Source organism: Acinetobacter sp. SW-226 (assembly GCF_055632855.1).
On sequence record NZ_CM145752.1, the window covers coordinates 1,806,933 to 1,826,383 of the forward strand.

Annotated in this window: 19 protein-coding genes; 8 read left to right on the forward strand and 11 right to left on the reverse strand. The window is 39.5% G+C overall.

The annotated features are described in order from the left end of the window. Positions 1-451 precede the first annotated feature (451 nt). Complete coding sequence (locus tag ACZ8ZH_RS08710; RefSeq protein WP_119064049.1) at positions 452-1,693, forward strand: NADH:flavin oxidoreductase/NADH oxidase family protein; 1,242 nt, start codon at positions 452-454, stop codon at positions 1,691-1,693. Positions 1,694-1,898: 205 nt separating this feature from the next. Continuing rightward, a complete protein-coding gene (locus tag ACZ8ZH_RS08715) occupies positions 1,899-2,318 on the forward strand; it encodes a MerR family transcriptional regulator (protein ID WP_119063950.1) in 420 nt (139 codons plus the stop codon). Positions 2,319-2,370: 52 nt separating this feature from the next. Here the strand turns inward: ACZ8ZH_RS08715 and ACZ8ZH_RS08720 are convergent, their stop codons facing one another. Further along, positions 2,371-3,270 carry a LysR family transcriptional regulator gene (locus ACZ8ZH_RS08720; RefSeq protein ID WP_086210911.1) on the reverse strand — a complete coding sequence of 300 codons (900 nt, stop codon included), beginning with the start codon at positions 3,268-3,270 and terminating at the stop codon, positions 2,371-2,373. 179 nt (positions 3,271-3,449) lie between these two features. Between ACZ8ZH_RS08720 and ACZ8ZH_RS08725 the strand changes: the two genes are divergently transcribed. The 3 genes from ACZ8ZH_RS08725 (at position 3,450) to ACZ8ZH_RS08735 (ending at position 5,146) form a co-directional block, all read left to right on the forward strand. Continuing rightward, positions 3,450-4,010: an NAD(P)H-dependent oxidoreductase gene (locus ACZ8ZH_RS08725; protein ID WP_470247908.1), complete on the forward strand. Its 561-nt coding sequence runs from the start codon at positions 3,450-3,452 to the stop codon at positions 4,008-4,010. Between the two features lie 84 nt (positions 4,011-4,094). Then, positions 4,095-4,388, forward strand: coding sequence for a YciI family protein (locus ACZ8ZH_RS08730; RefSeq protein WP_086210909.1), 294 nt, complete (start codon positions 4,095-4,097; stop codon positions 4,386-4,388). A gap of 17 nt (positions 4,389-4,405) precedes the next feature. After that, a complete protein-coding gene (locus ACZ8ZH_RS08735) occupies positions 4,406-5,146 on the forward strand; it encodes an SDR family NAD(P)-dependent oxidoreductase (protein WP_119063951.1) in 741 nt (246 codons plus the stop codon). An 85-nt stretch (positions 5,147-5,231) separates the two neighbouring features. Here ACZ8ZH_RS08735 and ACZ8ZH_RS08740 read toward each other — a convergent pair whose 3' ends face one another. Further along, positions 5,232-7,325, reverse strand: a complete 2,094-nt coding sequence (locus tag ACZ8ZH_RS08740; protein ID WP_119063952.1) for a TonB-dependent siderophore receptor — start codon at positions 7,323-7,325, stop codon at positions 5,232-5,234. Positions 7,326-7,746: 421 nt separating this feature from the next. Between ACZ8ZH_RS08740 and ACZ8ZH_RS08745 the strand changes: the two genes are divergently transcribed. Continuing rightward, positions 7,747-9,876: a TonB-dependent siderophore receptor gene (locus ACZ8ZH_RS08745; protein ID WP_119063953.1), complete on the forward strand. Its 2,130-nt coding sequence runs from the start codon at positions 7,747-7,749 to the stop codon at positions 9,874-9,876. Positions 9,877-9,996: 120 nt separating this feature from the next. Here the strand turns inward: ACZ8ZH_RS08745 and ACZ8ZH_RS08750 are convergent, their stop codons facing one another. Genes ACZ8ZH_RS08750 through ACZ8ZH_RS08760 form a run of 3 tightly spaced genes read right to left on the reverse strand, consistent with a single transcriptional unit; the run spans position 9,997 to position 11,769 of the window. Next, positions 9,997-10,716, reverse strand: a complete 720-nt coding sequence (locus ACZ8ZH_RS08750; RefSeq protein ID WP_119063954.1) for an alpha/beta fold hydrolase — start codon at positions 10,714-10,716, stop codon at positions 9,997-9,999. A gap of 34 nt (positions 10,717-10,750) precedes the next feature. Further along, positions 10,751-11,062, reverse strand: a complete 312-nt coding sequence (locus tag ACZ8ZH_RS08755; protein WP_086210496.1) for an AzlD family protein — start codon at positions 11,060-11,062, stop codon at positions 10,751-10,753. Further along, positions 11,059-11,769: an AzlC family ABC transporter permease gene (locus tag ACZ8ZH_RS08760; protein ID WP_086210497.1), complete on the reverse strand. Its 711-nt coding sequence runs from the start codon at positions 11,767-11,769 to the stop codon at positions 11,059-11,061. Before ACZ8ZH_RS08760 ends, ACZ8ZH_RS08755 begins: the two co-directional genes overlap by 4 nt. Positions 11,770-11,951: 182 nt before the next feature. Here ACZ8ZH_RS08760 and ACZ8ZH_RS08765 point away from each other — a divergent pair, with 182 nt between their 5' ends. Next, positions 11,952-12,821, forward strand: coding sequence for a LysR family transcriptional regulator (locus tag ACZ8ZH_RS08765; protein WP_119063955.1), 870 nt, complete (start codon positions 11,952-11,954; stop codon positions 12,819-12,821). 205 nt (positions 12,822-13,026) lie between these two features. Here the strand turns inward: ACZ8ZH_RS08765 and ACZ8ZH_RS08770 are convergent, their stop codons facing one another. From ACZ8ZH_RS08770 to ACZ8ZH_RS08780, 3 genes are all read right to left on the reverse strand, one after another. Continuing rightward, positions 13,027-13,197 carry a carboxymuconolactone decarboxylase family protein gene (locus ACZ8ZH_RS08770; protein ID WP_162900281.1) on the reverse strand — a complete coding sequence of 57 codons (171 nt, stop codon included), beginning with the start codon at positions 13,195-13,197 and terminating at the stop codon, positions 13,027-13,029. Positions 13,198-13,215: 18 nt separating this feature from the next. Further along, positions 13,216-13,506 carry a carboxymuconolactone decarboxylase family protein gene (locus ACZ8ZH_RS08775; protein WP_086210499.1) on the reverse strand — a complete coding sequence of 97 codons (291 nt, stop codon included), beginning with the start codon at positions 13,504-13,506 and terminating at the stop codon, positions 13,216-13,218. A 108-nt stretch (positions 13,507-13,614) separates the two neighbouring features. Further along, a complete protein-coding gene (locus ACZ8ZH_RS08780) occupies positions 13,615-14,511 on the reverse strand; it encodes a bile acid:sodium symporter family protein (RefSeq protein ID WP_086210500.1) in 897 nt (298 codons plus the stop codon). Between the two features lie 292 nt (positions 14,512-14,803). Between ACZ8ZH_RS08780 and ACZ8ZH_RS08785 the strand changes: the two genes are divergently transcribed. Then, entirely contained in the window at positions 14,804-15,847 is a 1,044-nt protein-coding gene (locus tag ACZ8ZH_RS08785) for an AraC family transcriptional regulator (protein ID WP_086210501.1), read from the forward strand. Positions 15,848-15,982: 135 nt separating this feature from the next. On the opposite strand, the gene ACZ8ZH_RS08790 is transcribed toward ACZ8ZH_RS08785, so the two are convergent. From ACZ8ZH_RS08790 to ACZ8ZH_RS08800, 3 genes are all read right to left on the reverse strand, one after another. Next, entirely contained in the window at positions 15,983-17,197 is a 1,215-nt protein-coding gene (locus ACZ8ZH_RS08790) for an OmpP1/FadL family transporter (RefSeq protein WP_119063956.1), read from the reverse strand. A gap of 300 nt (positions 17,198-17,497) precedes the next feature. Further along, positions 17,498-18,316, reverse strand: a complete 819-nt coding sequence (locus ACZ8ZH_RS08795) for an MBL fold metallo-hydrolase (RefSeq protein WP_119063957.1) — start codon at positions 18,314-18,316, stop codon at positions 17,498-17,500. A gap of 152 nt (positions 18,317-18,468) precedes the next feature. Next, complete coding sequence (locus ACZ8ZH_RS08800; protein WP_470247909.1) at positions 18,469-19,440, reverse strand: quinone oxidoreductase family protein; 972 nt, start codon at positions 19,438-19,440, stop codon at positions 18,469-18,471. Positions 19,441-19,451 lie beyond the last annotated feature (11 nt).

The window sequence follows — 19,451 nt, forward strand, 5'->3', positions numbered from 1 at the left end:
ATTAGAAAAGATTTTCACATGCTGACATTTCAATATAACCTTTCTTTTTTCTGACAGTATGCTATGTCATTAACAATAGATATGCTGGATCTTAAGTACTGCTTTAAGCAGAGGCCAATGATGTCAGTAAGACAGGGAGGCATTACATTCTTAGATATTCGTTACCCATCAAAATGTAATAAATAACATGGCTGTGCCCATAAAAATGAGAGATTAAACGTGTATTCAAGTATTTTCAGGGAATGTTGACCGTGATCCTGAAATCTTTGACTTTGAATTATTGGTCATTATGCAAAGCTAATCCAAAAATTTAGTATCTAGATGCAAAATCCACTTTAACTATGGGTGACCTAAAGATTGCTCATTTTATTTTGAGAGTGCATAAAAATCACTTGACATTAAAGTTAACTTTAACCTTAAAGTAGTTATCAGATCAAAAGAGGTGATCATGATGAACATATTTGATGCATTAACCCTACCCAATGGGACAACGATTCCAAACCGCCTTGCTAAAGCGGCAATGGAAGAGAACATGGCAACTTTAGAGCAAGCACCATCACAAGATTTATTTAATCTTTATCATACTTGGGCAGAGGGTGGTGTCGGTTTGATCATTACTGGAAATGTCATGATTGATAGCCGGGCAATGACAGGACCTGGCGGGGTGGTGCTTGAAGATATCGAACATCTTGATCTATTTAAAAAATGGGCAAATATTGGACGTGCTAAAGGTGCTCAATTTTGGTTGCAAATCAACCATCCGGGACGTCAGATGCAGTCGAATATGGGGCAAGACACTTGGGCTCCTTCTGCTGTAGCTTTAGATTTAGGAAAAATGTCGGATAAGTTTGCAACACCAGTTGAAATGACAGAAGTGATGATTGAAGAAGTCATTCAGCGTTTTGCACGCACAGCACAACTGGCTGAGCAGGCAGGTTTTACGGGTGTAGAAATTCATGCTGCACATGGCTATTTACTCAGTCAATTTCTATCACCACTCAGTAACCAACGCCAAGATCAGTGGGGTGGTTCATTGGAAAACCGTGCTCGAATTTTACTCGAAATTGTGAAAGCGGTACGTGCAGTTGTGTCTGATCAATTTGCAGTTGCGGTAAAACTTAACTCGGCCGACTTTCAGCGTGGTGGCTTTAGTGCAGACGATGCCAAGCAAGTGGTTGAAATGTTGAATGAGCTTGCTGTGGATTTGGTTGAACTTTCTGGTGGTAGTTACGAGGCCCCTGCAATGCAAGGCCAAGCCCGTGATGGAAGAACGCTTGCACGTGAAGCTTACTTTTTAGAATTTGCTACAGAAATTCGTAAAATCGCTCGAATGCCGATTATGGTCACAGGGGGAATTCGTCGTCAGCCTGTGGCTGAGCAGGTCATACAAAGTGGTGTAGAAATGGTGGGGATTGGGACTGCGCTTGCCTTAGAGCCAAATTTACCTAATGCGTGGAAACTAGGTCAAAATCTTGCCCCTGAACTCAAACCAATAGAGTGGGAAAACAAGGCACTCGCTTCGGTTGCCAACTTGTCAACTGTAAAGTTTCAGCTACGCAAATTGAGTCAAGGTAAGAAACCGAACCCTAGAGTATCACCATTTTGGGCATTGATTTTACAGCAACTTGCAATGAGCAAACGTACTAAGCAATATCGTCATCGTATGCAACGCCGTGCAAAAGCTTTGGTTTAAGTCTAAGAGAGCAAACGTCACATAGCATAAAATAGTTGCTTATGTCCTGACTAAAAGAGGGTGTAAAAGTCATCATCGTGAGAAATATCAGTCCGTGAATAAACTCACTGGTATTTTTCTTTATTCTCTACCGCATGCTTAAATATGATTGATTTTTGTATATCACAGGCTTCAAGTTCACTTGAATATAAAGAGGGTATTTCGTATGAATATTAGTGAGTTGTCGAAACTGAGTGGGTTGAGTACGCCTACAATTCGCTATTATGAGCAAATCCAGTTATTGCCTAAACCTAAGCGTTTATCGAATGGTTACCGTCAATATTCAGAAGAGGATTTAAAACAATTGTATTTGATCAGGCAGGCACAACAAGTTGGCTTTTCCTTAGAAGAGATCAAATCGTTGATCCCTGCAAATATTGCTAACTGGAATCATGAAAAATTGATTCAGACCTTGAAGGACAAAGTACAAGAAATTGTAAAAATGCAAAAAATGTTGGCTGAAAATAAAAAGAACTTACTGATCCTGATTGATTCGATACAAAATACGCCCCGAGACTTAAGCTGCGAAGAAAATGCACACCGACTACTTAATACATACTATGCCGAATCTGAAAGTGAGGCTTAGTTGAACACTTAAATAATGAAAAAGCGAAAGCACAGATAAGGAGAGCGTTTTTTTAAGCGGTATTTTTTTCCAGTAAAAAATCAATGAGCGTCCTTACACGTTTAGACTTTTGACTATTTTGTAAATAGTAGAGATAAACAGGAGGGAATGTTCTCCAGTATGGCTTGAGCACAGGAATAAAGTTTTCTTGATCAGGCTGTTGTTTTAAATTTATTAAAAAAATTCGACCGATACCGATACCTTGCCGAATTGCATCCATATTGACTTCTATATCATTAGCAATGAAAGAGACAGGCATTTCAACACTAATTTCTTTTCCATCTTCTTGTAAAAGCAATGGAGAAAGCGTATTCGCTGTTGTAAAACGATAGCCGATTAACTGATGTTGTTTTAAATCTACAGGTTTTTGCGGAACTCCATGCTGTTCAAGATAATGTTTTGATGCGAATAATCCTTGAGTTTGTTTGGGTAAAATTTGACGTGCTACCACATGTTCTTCAATTTTATTTCCAAAGCGAATACCTAGATCATAGCCCTCTTTTGAAACGTTGACCGTTCCATCGTTAATCGCAATTTCAAGTTGAATACGTGGGTATCGTTGATAGAACTCACCTAAATAGGGCTGTAAAACACTTAGATAGGCATAACGAGCTGTTGTGATTCGCACAATACCAGCAGGTTCACTCTTTAAGTCTTGAACACTTTCTAGCGCGATTGTTAACGCTTTAATTGGTTCTTGTGTGTTTTGAAACAGATGTTGTCCCGCTTCTGTAAGCTCCAAATGACGTGTGGTGCGATTAAATAAGGGTAAGCCTATAGTTTGCTCAAGTAGTTTTAAGGACTTACTGACAGCAGGTGGGGCAGTTTCAAGCTGCCGTGCAGCTGCAGCTAAACTTCCCTCATTGACGATGGCATGGAATACAACCAAATAATTATAAATTGAGCCATTCATATCAATGCACAACTATTAACTTTTAGATACTAATGTAGTGCCAATTACCTACCTTATCAATCACAATTTTTCTGACTACCATTCATTCATGTTCAACCCGATGTGGGCTTAAGTGGTAATCTGGTTAAGACAAGCATTGTATGCGTCTCAACAGCAGGCTTAATTTTCTAAAGGTAAATATGATGAAAAAAATACTCGTAATTTCAGGACATCCCAATTTACAAGATTCGGTTGCGAATACAGCCATTCTCAATCACGTAACAACTGCACTCCCTCATGCAAAAATTCGTAAGTTAGATGAACTTTACCCAGATGAAGTTTTCGATATTGAGCTTGAACAACAAGCACTGTTAGCTGCGGACATCATTGTGTGGCAGTTTCCATTTCATTGGTATGCATTACCAGCACTGCTTAAAAAATGGCTAGATCAGGTTTTTCTACATGGTTTTTCTCATGGCTCAAATGCGAAATTGGGCGGTAAGCAATTGATTTTGTCCTTTACCACGGGAGCTCCCGAAGTTGCTTATGCGCCAAATGCAATCATGCAACACTCACTTGAAACGCTATTGGCACCCTTCGACAGTCTTGCTGCATTATGCAATTTAGACATACAAGCACCAGTCTATACAACAGGTGTTAGCTATCTTGCACGTGGCGATGAAGATGGTTTACAGCAACAGACTATGGCCGCGCAGGAACATGCACAACGTTTAGTGCGCCAAATTGAAAACTTATATTGAGATGTAAATATTCAGTTATTCAGCCTTTACGGCATGATTTTACTCAGCACTTTAAATTGATACTTATGCTTTAATTTTTTGGAAATGGTTCAAATGTATTTAATCCATGTTTCTGTTGATCTCGGTGAGATCAGCGAGCAATACCATGCTCAACACATTGAATTTTTAAATCAGCAATTTGACAATAAAGTCTTTTTGACTTTTGGTCGAAATCTCTCAAAAAACAGTGCTGGGGTTATTATTGCCCAAGCTGAAAATCAAGATGAATTAGAGCGGATTGAGGCACTAGACCCTTATGTTAAACATCGGTGTGCGAACTATGAAATAGAAGAGTTTTCTCCATTAAAAATTGCAAAAGATTTTCATCTTTTTAAATAATACCTATGGAACATAAAATGAAGCTAATAAATAAAGTCGCTTTGGTCACGGGAGGAGGCTCTGGTATCGGTCGAAAAATTGCTGAACGTTTAGCCAATGAAGGAGCAAAAGTTTTGATTATGGGACGGACAAACACGCCTTTAGTTGAAACAAGTCAACATCAAAATATTGACTATGTCGTTGGTGATATTGCATGTTTGGAAGACATTTCAAACACGATTGCTGAGCTTAAACACCGCTTTGGTCGCTTGGATATTTTAGTGAATAATGCAGGTGTTGCTCCCGTTGCAAGTATCGAAAACTTAGATATTTTATCTTTTGATGCTATTTTTCATATCAATGTTCGTGGTCCTGTGGAGTTTATTCGTCAAAGTTTAGATTTATTGCGGGAGTCCAAAGGAAGCGTCATCAATATTGGCTCTTCGGTCAGCCAACGACCACTTGCAAACATGGCTCTATATTCGGCCAGTAAGGCAGCACTTTCAGCAATCACAAAGTCTTTGGCAAGAGAGTTGGCTGTAGAAAAAATTCGAGTAAATGCTGTTTCAGTTGGCCCAATTGATAGCCCAATTTATGAAAAAGCGGATTTATCTTTTGAAGAATCTCAGGCCCATATTGATAAAGTCAGCCAAATGATTCCGTTGGGGTATTTTGGTCAACCTGATGATGTTGCTTCGGTCGTTGCATTTTTAGCATCAGATGAAGCCAGTTTTGTGACTGGCGCTGAGTATGCTGTAGATGGTGGTTTTACAGCTTAGTGAATCAATTTATTTGGCCTCAAATCTATAAAAATGACTGAGAAACCAGACATAATCTAGCATAGATCATGTCTGGTTTTGGCTCTTAAAACTTCCATTGCACCGAGAGCGATGCATTTAAAGGATCGCCTGGTTGAATCCACATATCGCTATAGCTTGCGACATAGTAAGTTTCATCTAAAAGATTATGCACATTGAGCTGATAACGTAGCTGATCTGATGGGGCATAGTAAGCGTTTAAGTTGAGTAACGTATATTCAGGTAAGTTGAAGCCATTATCTGTACTGTGTCCACTACGTTTACCAACATAGACTGCCGTTGCGCCAACTCCAACTTTGTCTGCATTGGCAAGATCCCATTCGTAGTTGCTACTCACAGAACCACTATGTTTTGGCACATTACTCAACCTCGAACCTTTAACAAGGCTCTGGTCTTTTTCCACTTGTGCATCTGTATAGCTATAATTTGCACGGACAGAGAGTCGATCACTCAGTTGGGTTTCAATATCGAACTCTAAGCCTTTACTAGAGACTTCTCCAGCGGTGATCTGATAACTACTATCTGTTGGATCGGTAGTCAGTACATTTTCTTTATCCATTTTAAACAGGGCTAAACTGATTAAACTTTGTGGGTTTATTTGATATTTCCCACCAATTTCATAGCTTTTGCCTTTTTCAGGATTAAAAACATTGCCATTTCTGTCCATTCCACTGTTGAGGGCAAAGGATTTTCCGTAGTTGGCGTACCATGACCAACGATCATTCAGTCGGTAGTTTAAACCTAAGCGTGGACTGGTTTGTTGCAAGTCTTGTTGGTTGGATGTATGTGCAAGTTTATTTTGAAAATCTTGGCTAATGTGATCAAAACGCGCACCAAACAGTACACTCCATTGATCATTCAGAAAAATTTGATCTTGTAGATTCAGTGCAAAATAGCGTTGCTGTTCTTCGGTATTAATGAAAAGAGGAAGCTCTGGCGAATACTGCCCATAATTTGGATCATAGATATCAATGCTATTTGGCACGCTACTGCTGTGGTTTCGACGCAGTTGTAATTGACGGTATTTCATTTGTCCAAGTTCAGTGCTCAAAAGTACTTCATGGCGTGCCCAGCCTTGTTGGATTTTCCCAAGTAGCTCCGTTTGAAAGAGAACATCATCACTTTTATTGTCACGATAGCGACGTTGACGTTCTAATGTCCGTCCATCACTCTGAATACGACGAGGTTCACTGGAAAAGCCTTTGAGTTGAGTATCTTTTGCGCTGAGTGCATTATTCATTTTCCAGTCATCATTAAACTGATGCGCAAGTCGAAGCTGATAAAAATGATCTTTTTGAATATGATCACCATCATCAGGTTCGCCTGTAAATGTTTTTGGGTCCATCACAAATTGTTTTTGATAACTGCTCACACCACGATCAAAAGTTCCATCTTGTCGGGTAAATTCGCTATCAAAGTCCAATTGGGTCGAATCTGAAATTTTCCATGTAAGTTGAGGGGAGAAAAACCAACGCTCACTGTGCACATGATCACGAAAACTTTGATTATCTTCATGTGCGACCGCAATACGATAAGCCACAGCATCATTTATTGGGCTAGTATGTTCAAAACTGGCACGATACTTTTCTAAACTGTTAGCACGTAAATTAACTTCTGAAGAGCTTTCCCACTGCGGTTTTTTGGTGTTGATATTGAGTAAACCGCCAGCTTCCCCGCGACCATATAAAGCGGCCATAGGGCCTTTTAAAAAGTCGAGGGATTCAATATTCACCATGTCTCGCGGCGCACTGAGTCCACGGTTGACACTTAGGCCATTTCTTATAATTTGTGCCCCAATATTTGGGTCTGTACTAAAACCTCTGAATGAGAAGTTATCCCAAAATCCGCCACCATAATTGGTTTGATTATAAACACCACTTACTTGTGTTAGTGCGTCATCAATACGCTGTACATCTTGTTGTTGAATTAGAGCTTTAGATAACAAACTTCGACTGAAAGGTACGTCTAAAATGTCATGAGAAAACTTAGTCATTGCGGTACTTTGTTGCAAGCTTTCATCTTCAGTTTCGGCTTGCAATTGGATGGTCTTGAGTACTTCTGTAGAGGTTTCAGCCCATGTAAAAGAACTTAATAGGCTTAAATATAAACTGGAAGAAAGAAGTGTAAATTTATTCATCATGATGGAGCGTAGTTTAGATGCTGTATTGTTATGTTATAACATTTTGTTTGGTTTGTGTTAGCAATATTGGTTTAATCTCTAAAAAAATTAAATAAATCAAAAAGTATAGAAATAAATATTCATCATGACACAATTAAAAAAATGGGTTTAATTTTTCATTTCATTCTTAGCCATTTATTTAATGTCTGAGCCAAAATTCAGGTTTACTCAGATTACAGATGACGTTGTCAAGTCGTATATTTCTTGTAGACCTTAAGGCCAGACTAAAAGCTGTATGAGATTTTTATTTTTAAGGTTATTTCAAAATTATTTAAAAAGCTGAGATATGTTGAATAATGTGCTTGTTCATTCTAAGAAAATTGTGAATACTCAAGCCGAAAAACTTGGGCTGTAATATTATTTTTTGGGGTTAGCAACTACTGTGAAAACGTATCCTTTTTCTCGTTTACAAAAAGCATTACTGGCGGTTGGTTCATTTTCATGTCTAGGGCTGAACTCGGTATGGGTACATGCGGCAGAAGACAGTGATGTGGCACAACTTGCAACCATAACAGCGACTGCTCAAGCTGAACCAGCTACGTATTATCAACCCAAAGTTAATTTGTCTGGTTTTGCCCAGCAAAACCTTGCAGCCATTCCTGCATCTATTAACACCGTTACTGCTGAACTGATAGCAGATCAACATGCGAAAACACTCAGCGATGTAGTAAAAAACGATGCATCTGTTGGTGATGGCTATGCACCGATTGGCTACTATGCAAACTTTGTAATGCGGGGATTTAGCCTAAATGCCGGATCAAGTTATTTACTGAACGGTAATTTGCTTCGTGGTGAGCAAAATGTAGCGCTTGAAAATAAAGAGCAAGTCGAAATACTCAAAGGCATGAGCGCGATTCAAAGTGGGATGTCGACCCCAGGTGGAGTCGTGAATTATGTAAGTAAACGCCCCAAAGATGTCCAATCTTTAACTCTTGAAGCAGATAGTCATGGCGGTAGTCGTGTGGCAACAGACTTTGGTGGATGGCTTGGAGACAATCAACAGTTTGGTTATCGTGTGAATGCAGCGTATGAAGACATTCATCCCTATGTTGAACATGCTGACGGTATACGTTTGTTTGGTTCCTTGGCTTTAGACTGGAAAATTTCAGATCGTTCAAAACTCGAATTTGATATTGAATCACAGCGTCAAAAACAGCGTTCGGTACCGGGCTATCAGCTATTGGGTGGTGAAACTGTACCGACAGGAGTGGAATGGGATCGTTTGCTGGGTTATCAAAGCTGGAGCAAACCGATCACCAATGAAAGTCTAAATACGAGTCTTAAATATAGTTATCAAATCAATGATAACTGGAGTAGCAATCTGTCAGCTTCACAAAGCCGTGTGATCGTAGATGATTACTCTGCTTTTGCCTATACCTTTGACCAACAGGGTAACTATGACATTTATGATTTCCGCAGCCCAGATGACAGTTATCTCACCAATCAATTTAAAACAGGTTTGAACGGAAAATTCAGCACTGGAGCATGGCAACATAGCCTGAGTTTAGAGTTGTCACATGCTTACAAACGTCATACTCAGTATGATGCAATCAATGAATGGATAGGTTCAGGAAATATTGATCATGATCCTATTACCTATACACCTACAGATAAAGCCTTAGGTAATCATTACAAATCATTGGATAGTCAACAAACTGCTTTAAACCTACTAGATCAAATCAAATTGAATGATGCATGGTCAGTTTTGTTGGGCGGTAAGCTTTTACATTTAAATGAAAGTGCCTATGCTGCGGATGGTAACAATATTCGCGAGACCGACTTTAATCGTTTCTTACCGCAACTCGCTCTGATGTACCAGCCTTGGCAAAATACTCATCTTTATGCTTCTTATGCAAAAGGGATAAGCGATGGTAGTCAAGCGCCGTGGTATGCCAATAATGCTTATGCTACCTTAGCGCCAAGACATTCAACTCAGTACGAGTTGGGCCTTAAACAGCAATGGCAAACGATGTTGTTCACAGCGGCATTATTCGATTTAAGACAAGACAATCAATATACCAATAGTGCTAGTAATTATGTCACCGATGGTGAACAACACAACTTAGGTTTGGAATTGGGATTGCAAGGTCGTGTTGCTGAGAATCTAGATATGACATCGACGTTGGCACTGACCCGTTCACGTTTAGAAGATGTACAAGCAAATGAATATGCAGGGCATCAGACCCAAAACGTACCAAAGCTACGTTTTGCCAGTCATGTGTCTTACCAAATGCCTCAAGTCGAGGGCTTACGTTTACTTGCAGGTATGCAATACAGCAGCAGTAAATACGCCAATAAAACGGGTACGGTTAAAGTTTCAGGCTATACCGTATTCGATGCGGGTGCAGCTTATAACTTCCGTGCTTATGGTTATGAAAATATGCTGCGTCTGAACGTGGACAACCTGTTCAATAAAAAATACTGGCGCGATGCAGGAAGCTTCTTCGGGGATGATTATTTATTTCTGGGCACACCACGTACAGCGCAGTTTTCATGGACTGTGAATTTTTAAGAAATACGTTTAAGTAAATAAAAAAGGCATATTCCACAATATGCCTTTTTTATCTGATGATGAATTGTCTTAGACTTTACTAAAGGGCTCTTTTCAGTCTCTATTATATTGATAGGTCAATTATTTTTCGAACTGACTTGAAAGGTAATCACGATTGAGCCATTTCAAAACAACCTGTGTCAATGCTTTGGGCTGTTCCATAGGTATCATGTGCCCCGTATTTTCAATCACAGCCAAGTCGGAACCCTTTATTTGTTGATGTAATTCGTTGGCTTCATCTGCTGAACGGATTTGGTCTTGCTCACTGTAAATAATCAAAGTGGGGCATAAAATTTTTGTTGTATCCTGCTCATTTCTATTCAGCAGAGACTGTCTCACAAAGGTGTCATAGCCTAAATGCTGTCCCATTTTCTGAATCTTATGTATCAGCCTATCATTGTAATTATTTGAAGGGTGCAAGGTTTTCCGAATAGCCGTTGAACTTAAACCTTTAAATATTTCTTTTGAACTCAGTTTAATCACCATCATTTTCTGCTGTCTTTGCTGTGCTGTATCAGAACGTAGTGAGGATGCAATGAGAATCAATGCAGAAACTTGCTCTGGAAACTGCTCCGCTATAGACCTTGCAACATAGCCACCTAAAGAAAAACCGATCAAGATAAATTTTGGAGGTAAAGAGCGGATCATATATTGAGCAATTTCTGGGATGGAATTTCCATGCGATAAATTGGCTCGAATCAATTGCCATTCTGAGGGCAGCTCTTGCACAAAGTCATCCCATAAAGATTGATCTAACATAAAGCCCGGAATCAAAACCACAGCTAAAGATTGTTTTATCATTGGCCTATTCATTTCTGAGGATGTTTTAAAACAACTAAAAATATTGACGAAATAACGCTGCGGCGATGATGCCAGAGGCAATTGCAAGCAATGGCTTTTTCACCACCAACATCACAACAAGCGTCGTTAATAAGGCCAATCGCGCGCCATTATCGCCCTCAACAGCAATCGGAGCTAAAAGTGCGACCAGTACAGAGCCTGACATTGCAGTAATAAACCGTTGAGCAGTATCAGTGATGGGGACATAAGACATAATAAATACGCCACCCCAACGTGTAACAAGTGTGACGAGGGCCATAATTGCGATGATGGTCAACGGATATGCTGTACTTAGCTCTATATTCATATTTTTTTCTCTTTCCAAAGCAAACCAATAACACCACCTGCGAGTGCGCCAATAACCACATGACTATTTTTCGGCAAATACCAATAAGCCAATAGTGAAATACAAGCAGATGCAGCCCAAATCAACACCATGCGTAGATCTTTTTTTCCACCTACAACCATTGCCAATAAGAAGCAAGACATAACCATATCAAGCCCAAAAGCATTTGGATTTTGAATGCTATGCCCAAAATACAAGCCAAGCCATGTACCTATAATCCATGCGACCCAAAGTGCTAAACCTCCGCCAAATAACAATCCAAAACCAGATTGACCTCGGCTAAAGGCTTGTAAAGATAAAGCCCAGTTTGCATCCGAGATCACAAGCAGAACACCGTATCTTTTCATTGGAGAAAGATGGCGTAACCACGGGTAAAGAGAAGCCCCCATTAAAAGATGACGTGCATTAATAAAGAAAACGGTAATCATCAACGGAAACAATGATATTTGTTCGCCCCATAATTCCAAAGTTGCAAATTGGGAAGCGCCTGCAAAAACCAAGGCGCTCATTAACATACTGGAATCGTTACTTAAACCTGTATGTGTCGAGGCCAATCCAAAGGCTGCACCAAAAATCACAACGAAAAGTGAAATAGGCAATAAGCTTTTAAAGCCAGACCAAACATCTGAAGTGTTGAGGCTATATATCTCTTGGGTTGTATTAGACAAAGCTATTTCCTTTTCATTATCAGTCGTATGTCTCAAGTTAGGGCGTGAGTAGCAGAGTGGCATCAATACAACTTGATACTTTGTAAGACTTGATCTGTTGTAAATTATGCACTTAGAAAGAGAAAAAGAAAAACGCATAAAACTTAAGTATACTATTTGAAAATCGAATAGGTGGGGCGGTCTTGAACTTAAAAGATTTGCAGATTGACTGGTTAAAGTGCTTTGTCACAGTGGTTGATATGGGAACGTTGTCTCATGCCGCTCCTGAGCTTTATCGTTCACAGTCGGCGGTAAGTATGCAGCTCAAAAAACTAGAAGATGCGCTACAGTGTCAACTTCTCATCAGGTCCCATCGACAGATTGAATTGACCGCTGAAGGGCAGCTTCTTTTAGGTTATGCAAGACAGATTTTGGATTTACATCATGAAACGCAACAAGCTTTTCATAAAGATGAGCTAGTGGGGCGAATTCGACTGGGGGTCCCTGATGATTATGCTGCGCAATATCTCACACCTGTATTAAAGCGCTTTGCACCACGATATGGAGGCGTTGAAATCGAACTCTATTGTGAACAATCCACTTCTTTGATTCCGCGTGTGGATAGTGGAGACTTGGATTTAGCCTTGATTTCTCGTGATGATCCTCGGCAGGGTACTTTGCTGTTCCACGAACCAATGGTCTGGGTCGGCTCACCACAATTTGATATTTGGAAAAATGACCCGCTACCTATAGCTGTTTATGAAAGTGCTAGTCTAGCTAAACACAGTGCAATTCATTCACTCGCTTTACAGGGACGTCGTTATAAGGTGGTTTATCACAGTTCTAGCTTAGTGGGGCAGATCGCTGCTGTTGAAAGTGGTTTGGCTGTTGCTGTCCTGACCAAATGTAGCGTGCCATCTCATTTAGATATTTTAGGTGCGGAACAGGGTTTAGGGCCTTTGGAGCCGATGGAAGTATCGGTCTATCGTAGTCGTATCTCACAGGGCTCTAAAGCCGTAGATCACCTTTATGAGCTTTTAATTAAAACCTTGCGACAATCAACGGCCTATTAAAAAGTTTGACATTATATTTGAAAGAAAAAAGTATATGAATAGGTTAAATGTCTATATGTATTTTCAATATTTTGAGTGTATACAGATCCCTATAGATATTCATGATGTTGGGTTTTAGTATCCACTTGAGTTAAAAGCAGTTTGTTAATGCAGTGTTAAAATACACTTTTAACTTACGTGGATACTGATATAAATACTCGCAGTCTTATTCAGGCTGAACACCACAGGTATTAATGGTCATTGCTACCATGACGTAATGACCAACCAACATACAAAATTCAACAACTTGGTCATCATTAAAGTATTTTTTGAGCTGCTGAAATTGTGTGTTATTTAAAGTTTTATCCGTGAGTAAAGCATCTACACTGTTGATCATCGTAGCGAGTTTGTCATCTCATAATTCAGAATGATCTAGCGTAATAGATTCAACAATACGATTTTTAATACCGAGTTCTGCTGCAAAATGGGTATGGTGTTTCCATTCATAAGAGCACTCTAGTTTCCAAGCAATTCTAAGGACAATCAGCTCTTTATCAACACGACCAATATTTCCTTTAAATAAAATACTTTTCATAAAAAAAAGATAATTGGGAAATAGTTTATCTAAACGAGCCAGTACGCCAAACACATTCAGCGGCACTTTAGATTTGGCACCATATTGCGTGACTTTAAGAAAAACCTTCATACATTTGGCGATGACATAACCTTGAAATAAAATGTGTTTATTTCAAGGTTCAGTGATATGAAGTTAACTTTAAGTACTCATGTTCGTGTCTATAGTAAACTGCAGTTTTTATAAGGTATCCCGAGCTACAACTGAATTAACCAGCTTTTGACGTTTGTCTTTATATTTGAAGATAAATCCAACTGCAAAAGCAAAAAAAATCATAATCACTGAATACACTGCAGCAGGGATGGCAATAGTGGTACTGCCGAGTACCGAGATCGCAATAGTTAAAGCGACTGCGCTGTTATGAATACCAATTTCAAAAGCACATGCTCGAGCTTCTGCTTCATTCATCTTAAATATTTTAGGAATAAAATAGCCGATGGTTAAGCTGATCGCACAGAATAGTGCACAGACTAATCCAACATCAGCAAAATAGCTGGCGATATTTGCCTTTTCTTTGAGTAATGCACCAATACAGATAACCACGAGAAACGTCACCGAAAAGTATTTTACGAAACTTTCCATTTTCTTGGCAAAATGTGGTTTTTTTGCACGAATAATCATACCGATAACCAAAGGCAGTAAGATCAGTAGAAAAACTTGGATCAGTTTATCTAGTTGAATTCCAACAGTGGTGTCATCTTGCATAAAATAGGTCAGTGATAAGGTTGCAACTATAGGTAAAGTAAAGGCTGCAATCACCGAATTAAAAGCAGTCAGTGTGATATTCAGTGCAATATCACCTTTGAAGAGATAGCTGAATAAATTGGCAGTACTCCCGCCAGGTGAGGCTGCTAAAATCATCAGACCAACAGCGAGTAGTGGTTTGAGCTGAAAAAGTTTGGCTAGACAAAAGGCAATCGTAATAAGAAGTACCAGCTGGCAAAACAGTGCAATGAGTACATTTTTAGGGTTGTTTTTAACACGTTTAAAGTCTTGTAGCGTGACTTCAAAACCCAAGCCCATCATGATAATAATCAGGGCAATCGGCATACCGATGGTGATAAATGCTGAATCCATAGCAAGCTTCCTTCATAGCGCGTGTTATTCAATTTTGAGTGTCTAAGGGATGGAATCGTTTACAGCGTTGCTGAGCAATTTTTTTTAAATGAATATTTTTTTGCTGTGTTACGACGCTTTTCTTAAACACGTTTGATCACACTTAATATCAAGCAGTCGAGGAAAATACTTTGGTAGAAAAGTGCCAAAAAAATGTACAAACGTGACAATTTTGCTATGATGAATATTGCCTATAGTGATCAATATATAAATGAAAAAATTGAAATAATTATTCTATAGGTCGGAGTTAAAAATGGATTTTGACGACAAGAGCATGTCTGCTCCAATTATTCCTGTACATTTGCCTGCTGCATTTGTGCGTATGACTATGTCACGCGGCTTTTCAGCCACAGCTATCTTAGAACATTCAGGTATACATATTGATGATTTAGAGTCTATTGATACGTATTTCACCTTAAAACAAATTGCAGTCATTGTTCAAAACGCACTCAATTTAACCAATGATCCAGCGATTTCTGTCTCATTTAGTCAGCATATTCGGTTATCACATTTTGGTTCTTTTGGTATCGCACTGATGTCAGCACCGACCTTAAAAGATGCCTTTTTAGTATGTAATCGTTTTAGTACATTGATAGATCCAACAATACATTTCTCGTATGAAATTAAAGACCGAATGGTCTGCATTCGTTTTGGGAAGCAGATTCCACTTGGCTTAACCTATTACTATACGCAAGAAGCACTTTGCCTTTCAATCATTCGGATTTTAGGGGATTTATTAGAACATGAATTGCCACAGCTCAAGATTGAACTCGATTATGAAAAACCTAAATATGCTGAAAAGTTTAGTTTCTTAAATGCTCCAATTAGTTGGAATAAGCAGCACTGTGCCATTTATTTTAATGTCAATGTGCTTGATGAGAAGCTTCCGGGTGCTGACTTTCCTGCCTTTCAAAAGGCTATAAAGATGTGTGAAGCAGAGCAAAATCTATTTAAACAACACGGGGAAAACTGGCTGATTAAATTAAAACTGTTGGTTTTACAAAATTTACAGCAGCCTTTGACAGCTGAAGAAATGGCAGAACGGCTGCATTTATCTAGACGGACTTTCTTTAGAAAGTTAGCTGAGCATGATACGACTTATGATGCATTGGTGTCAGCTTCGCGTGCTGAAGTGGCAAAGGATTATTTACTCCATAAAAAAATCACACTCATCGAGCTGTCCAATCATTTAGGCTATAACGATGTATCGAACTTTACCAAGGCGTTTAAGCGTTGGTTTGGTATGCCACCGAAGCAATGGCAACAGGCTCAGTTACAGCGTTTAAAAGTGACTTAGTTTAAAAAAAGCGATCAAGTGATCGCTTTTTTATAATCATGTTATGGCTATGTTTTATAACAAAGGTTGAAGTTAATTCATCCAGTTTTTGATATAAAAGTAGTCCATTTCAATAGACTGACAGTATTTATGTGCTTAAAAACGGTAACCTATTTTTAAGCCATAACCCCATGCATCATTGTCTTTATAAATTGCATCATAATTGTCTGTACCAAAATCAAAACCTGACTGTGCTTTGGCATCTCCAAACATAAAATATTTCAAACCCAAAGAAATATCATAATTGGGTGCAGGTGCATATTTTGCACCCAGTCCAATACTCCAATATCCCTCGGTTGGACCTAGTGTTGTCACAGGGTTACCCGCGCCACTGTCCCAGCCGAGTGAGACAGAACCTGACCAATGTGTATTGAATTTACGCCCTATACCAATATTGGCTGCGTATTGGTCATCACTATATGCCGCAAGATCAACAGCTTTTCCTGTGAGTTGCGTGGTGAGCTGTGCAAGACGTTCAGGGGAAATTCGAAACTTCGACCATTCCACCCAGCGAAAATTGGCGAAAGCGACTGTATCTTGCATAATGCCAGATTGCAGATCAATATTCACAGACTGCGGTGTGGTGACGGTTGACTCCAATGTTGTTGTACCCAAATTGACATAACCCAGAGCTGGATTGGTCGGATTTAAAATCTGTACAGATTCAGTCATGTCAATGTCATGATCAATTTCAGAACGATAGGTCACCGCAGCCTGTAAGGTAATTTCAGGAATACTGTAAGCAAAACCTGCGAGCCAGCCTACACCATCTGTTTCTGGTGCATTCATGTCATATTTAATCCAGTTATAACCGGCACCTCTTAAACGACTATTGCCTTTGGTGGTTTGCAGTACAGGTCCTGCATAGACGTTGAAGTGTTCATTGGGTTGATAGCCGAGAATCGTACTTAAACTTTGTGTGACTACTTCAGATTCAGATTTTTCAGTGCCTTGAGTGTATGCTGGATAGTCTTTAATAGGGTAGCCTGCGTCTGCACCAAATGGATGGTCATATAAAAAGCCTATAGAAAAATGGTCTGTTAATTGGAATTTTAAAGCTGCACTAGGGAATGCGTAACTATTTGCAATATCACCAGTTTCCATATTGGCTGCTGTCGTTAGCCCCCCTTTACTAAAATCAGGTTTAATTTTTCCAGAAACATTTGGATCGAGTACGGAATAACCTGCTTCAAAATAATTACCTTTTTGTAAGAAGGGTAAAATAGACTGACCCGAACGATCTATTGCTGCGGCATATAGCTGCCCTGTAGATAAGTAAATGATTGAAAATGCAACGATGCGTATTTTCATTTTAAAATCCTTTTGTACTGTTGTTTGAACTGAGCATCTGTGCTCTGTACGTCTATTTTTATTAAATTTAAGGATTGAAAATGGTATAAATGTGCCAATCTTTTGGTGAATTGGTGTCATCTCATCGGCTAGAGCAAATCATTGCTTCTATTTGGAAAAAGCAAAATATGAGAAAAGAGAAACATTAGAAAAACGAGATATTAGAAAAATGAAATAGCATGGACGGATACAACAAAGCCTATGTGTTGAAGACATAGGCTTTATAGTTATTGCATGATTGAGGTGGTGAGCAGTACTACATTAGTTTTCATTTATTTGATAACGTTCGAGTTCTACAGGATCATGTGCACAGAAAAATTCAATCTCATCGCTATGTTGTGCTTTAAGTGTTTTGAGCTTTTCTAAGCTATTGTGTCGTGCTTGGGGTATGGCTTGTACCATCCGCTCAAAAAACTTGAGTCCTGTTGGCATATGGTCAGTTTCATCTAATTGGCTATGGTGGTAATAGGCATCACCACAATGCAATAACCATTTGCCCGAGTCTTGTGGCACGGCTATACCAACATGACCTTTGGTATGCCCAATAAGTGGGATGATAAAGATATTGAGCTTGAGCGTCTCCTCTAATGAAATCGCATCCAGTCCAAACCATTGACTATTGGTTTGCTTATAGACTTGCCAATTGGGTGTAGGCTTAAATTGATTAAACCTAAAGCGTAATTTGTCTTTCCATGTGGGTTGGGTAATTTGCTCAAGTTCAGGCTGATAGACATGGACTTTGGCTTGAGGAAAATCGGAAAATCCACCTGCATGATCCAAATCTAAATGGGTTGGAAATAAATCAGTTACATCGGCAGGGTCATAACCAAGTTGCTTGATTTGTTCAAATGCGGTTTCTTGTGGATCGAGTTTCGGTTTAAAACTTTTCTGAAAGGTTTTTCCAAGACGTTGGATGTCTTGTAAGCCGATCCCTGTATCAACCATCATCAAACGGTTGTCATGTTCGATCAAAAGGCAATGACAAACCAATTTACCCGGTTCGGTATATGAGCCTTGTCCATTGATCAGTTTGGCGCATAGTGGACACATTGTCCCACAATTTAAATGATGTATTTTCATGCTGTTCTCGTAGCTGGTTTTTTCATGAGTAGGCTTTTTATAGATGATTTTCTCACAGATGGACTTTTCATGTCGTGAATTTAAACCCAAAGGGGTAAATAGGTTTTTTCAAAACACGTCATATTCAGGGGAAATGACGCGTGATGGAATGATTACAGCGTCAACACAATTTTTCCAAAATGCTGATTTTTCTTCATTTTGTCGAAGGCATCATTAAACTGCTCAAATGGATACACTGCATCAATCGGCATTTTGATTTGACCTTCTGTCAAAGCGGGAATGAGTGCATCTTTCGCTTTCTGGATGACTTCTGCAATTTCATCTGGATTACGTGTACGGAAACTCACACCTTTGTAATTGATCCGACGCATTGAATGCTGATCAAAATCAACTTCACCTGTTTCACCCGCCATACGTCCGACATTGACAATGGTTCCAGCGATCTTTGTAATGGACATGGTGGCGTTAAATAAAGGGCCTGCCAAAAAGTCGATCACCAGATCTGCACCTTTGCGTTTCGTGAGTTTGAGGACCTGTTTGGCCCAGTCTTCATCTTTGGTATTTACTGTTGCATCGGCACCAAATTCAGCCAGCTTTTCAAGTTTATCGACTGTGGTTGATGTGCCAATCACTTGTTTTGCACCTAAATACTTAGCCACTTGCATTGCCATCAAACCCACAGCCGAGCTTGCACCGACAACCAGTACATGATCGTCTGCTTGCAACTGTCCATTGGTCACAATGGCATCATGTGTGGTTTGTAAGGCAACAGGTAAAGTGGCTGCTTGCTCAAAACTCAGATTATCGGGAATGGGATAAATCCATGCTGCATTGGCTAAAGTATATTCAGAAAATGCGCCAGGGCCTGCACCCATGACACGGTCACCGACTTGCCATTGTTGAACCGCTTCACCTACTTCAACGATCTCGCCAGCCCATTCTACACCGACAGGAAAGCCGAGTCCGCCGACAAAGCCATGTGTTGCACCCGTTAACATATTTAAATCTGCCCGATTTAGCGCACAGGCTTTGATTTGAACTAGAACATGATTTGGCATGACTTGAGGTTTTTCTAACTCACCTAAAACTGCGCCGTGTTCACCTGATAATATGGATTTCATCATAGACCTCGAAC

What these genes read in the sequence shown, in the direction of transcription:
- ACZ8ZH_RS08710 (WP_119064049.1), top strand. Translation starts at nt 452, where the DNA reads ATGAACATATTTGATGCATTAACCCTACCCAATGGGACAACGATTCCA.
- ACZ8ZH_RS08715 (WP_119063950.1), top strand. Translation starts at nt 1,899, where the DNA reads ATGAATATTAGTGAGTTGTCGAAACTGAGTGGGTTGAGTACGCCTACA.
- ACZ8ZH_RS08720 (WP_086210911.1), bottom strand. Translation starts at nt 3,270, where the DNA reads ATGAATGGCTCAATTTATAATTATTTGGTTGTATTCCATGCCATCGTC.
- ACZ8ZH_RS08725 (WP_470247908.1), top strand. Translation starts at nt 3,450, where the DNA reads ATGATGAAAAAAATACTCGTAATTTCAGGACATCCCAATTTACAAGAT.
- ACZ8ZH_RS08730 (WP_086210909.1), top strand. Translation starts at nt 4,095, where the DNA reads ATGGTTCAAATGTATTTAATCCATGTTTCTGTTGATCTCGGTGAGATC.
- ACZ8ZH_RS08735 (WP_119063951.1), top strand. Translation starts at nt 4,406, where the DNA reads ATGAAGCTAATAAATAAAGTCGCTTTGGTCACGGGAGGAGGCTCTGGT.
- ACZ8ZH_RS08740 (WP_119063952.1), bottom strand. Translation starts at nt 7,325, where the DNA reads ATGATGAATAAATTTACACTTCTTTCTTCCAGTTTATATTTAAGCCTA.
- ACZ8ZH_RS08750 (WP_119063954.1), bottom strand. Translation starts at nt 10,716, where the DNA reads ATGATAAAACAATCTTTAGCTGTGGTTTTGATTCCGGGCTTTATGTTA.
- ACZ8ZH_RS08755 (WP_086210496.1), bottom strand. Translation starts at nt 11,062, where the DNA reads ATGAATATAGAGCTAAGTACAGCATATCCGTTGACCATCATCGCAATT.
- ACZ8ZH_RS08770 (WP_162900281.1), bottom strand. Translation starts at nt 13,197, where the DNA reads ATGATCAACAGTGTAGATGCTTTACTCACGGATAAAACTTTAAATAAC.
- ACZ8ZH_RS08775 (WP_086210499.1), bottom strand. Translation starts at nt 13,506, where the DNA reads ATGAAGGTTTTTCTTAAAGTCACGCAATATGGTGCCAAATCTAAAGTG.
- ACZ8ZH_RS08780 (WP_086210500.1), bottom strand. Translation starts at nt 14,511, where the DNA reads ATGGATTCAGCATTTATCACCATCGGTATGCCGATTGCCCTGATTATT.
- ACZ8ZH_RS08785 (WP_086210501.1), top strand. Translation starts at nt 14,804, where the DNA reads ATGGATTTTGACGACAAGAGCATGTCTGCTCCAATTATTCCTGTACAT.
- ACZ8ZH_RS08790 (WP_119063956.1), bottom strand. Translation starts at nt 17,197, where the DNA reads ATGAAAATACGCATCGTTGCATTTTCAATCATTTACTTATCTACAGGG.
- ACZ8ZH_RS08795 (WP_119063957.1), bottom strand. Translation starts at nt 18,316, where the DNA reads ATGAAAATACATCATTTAAATTGTGGGACAATGTGTCCACTATGCGCC.
- ACZ8ZH_RS08800 (WP_470247909.1), bottom strand. Translation starts at nt 19,440, where the DNA reads ATGATGAAATCCATATTATCAGGTGAACACGGCGCAGTTTTAGGTGAG.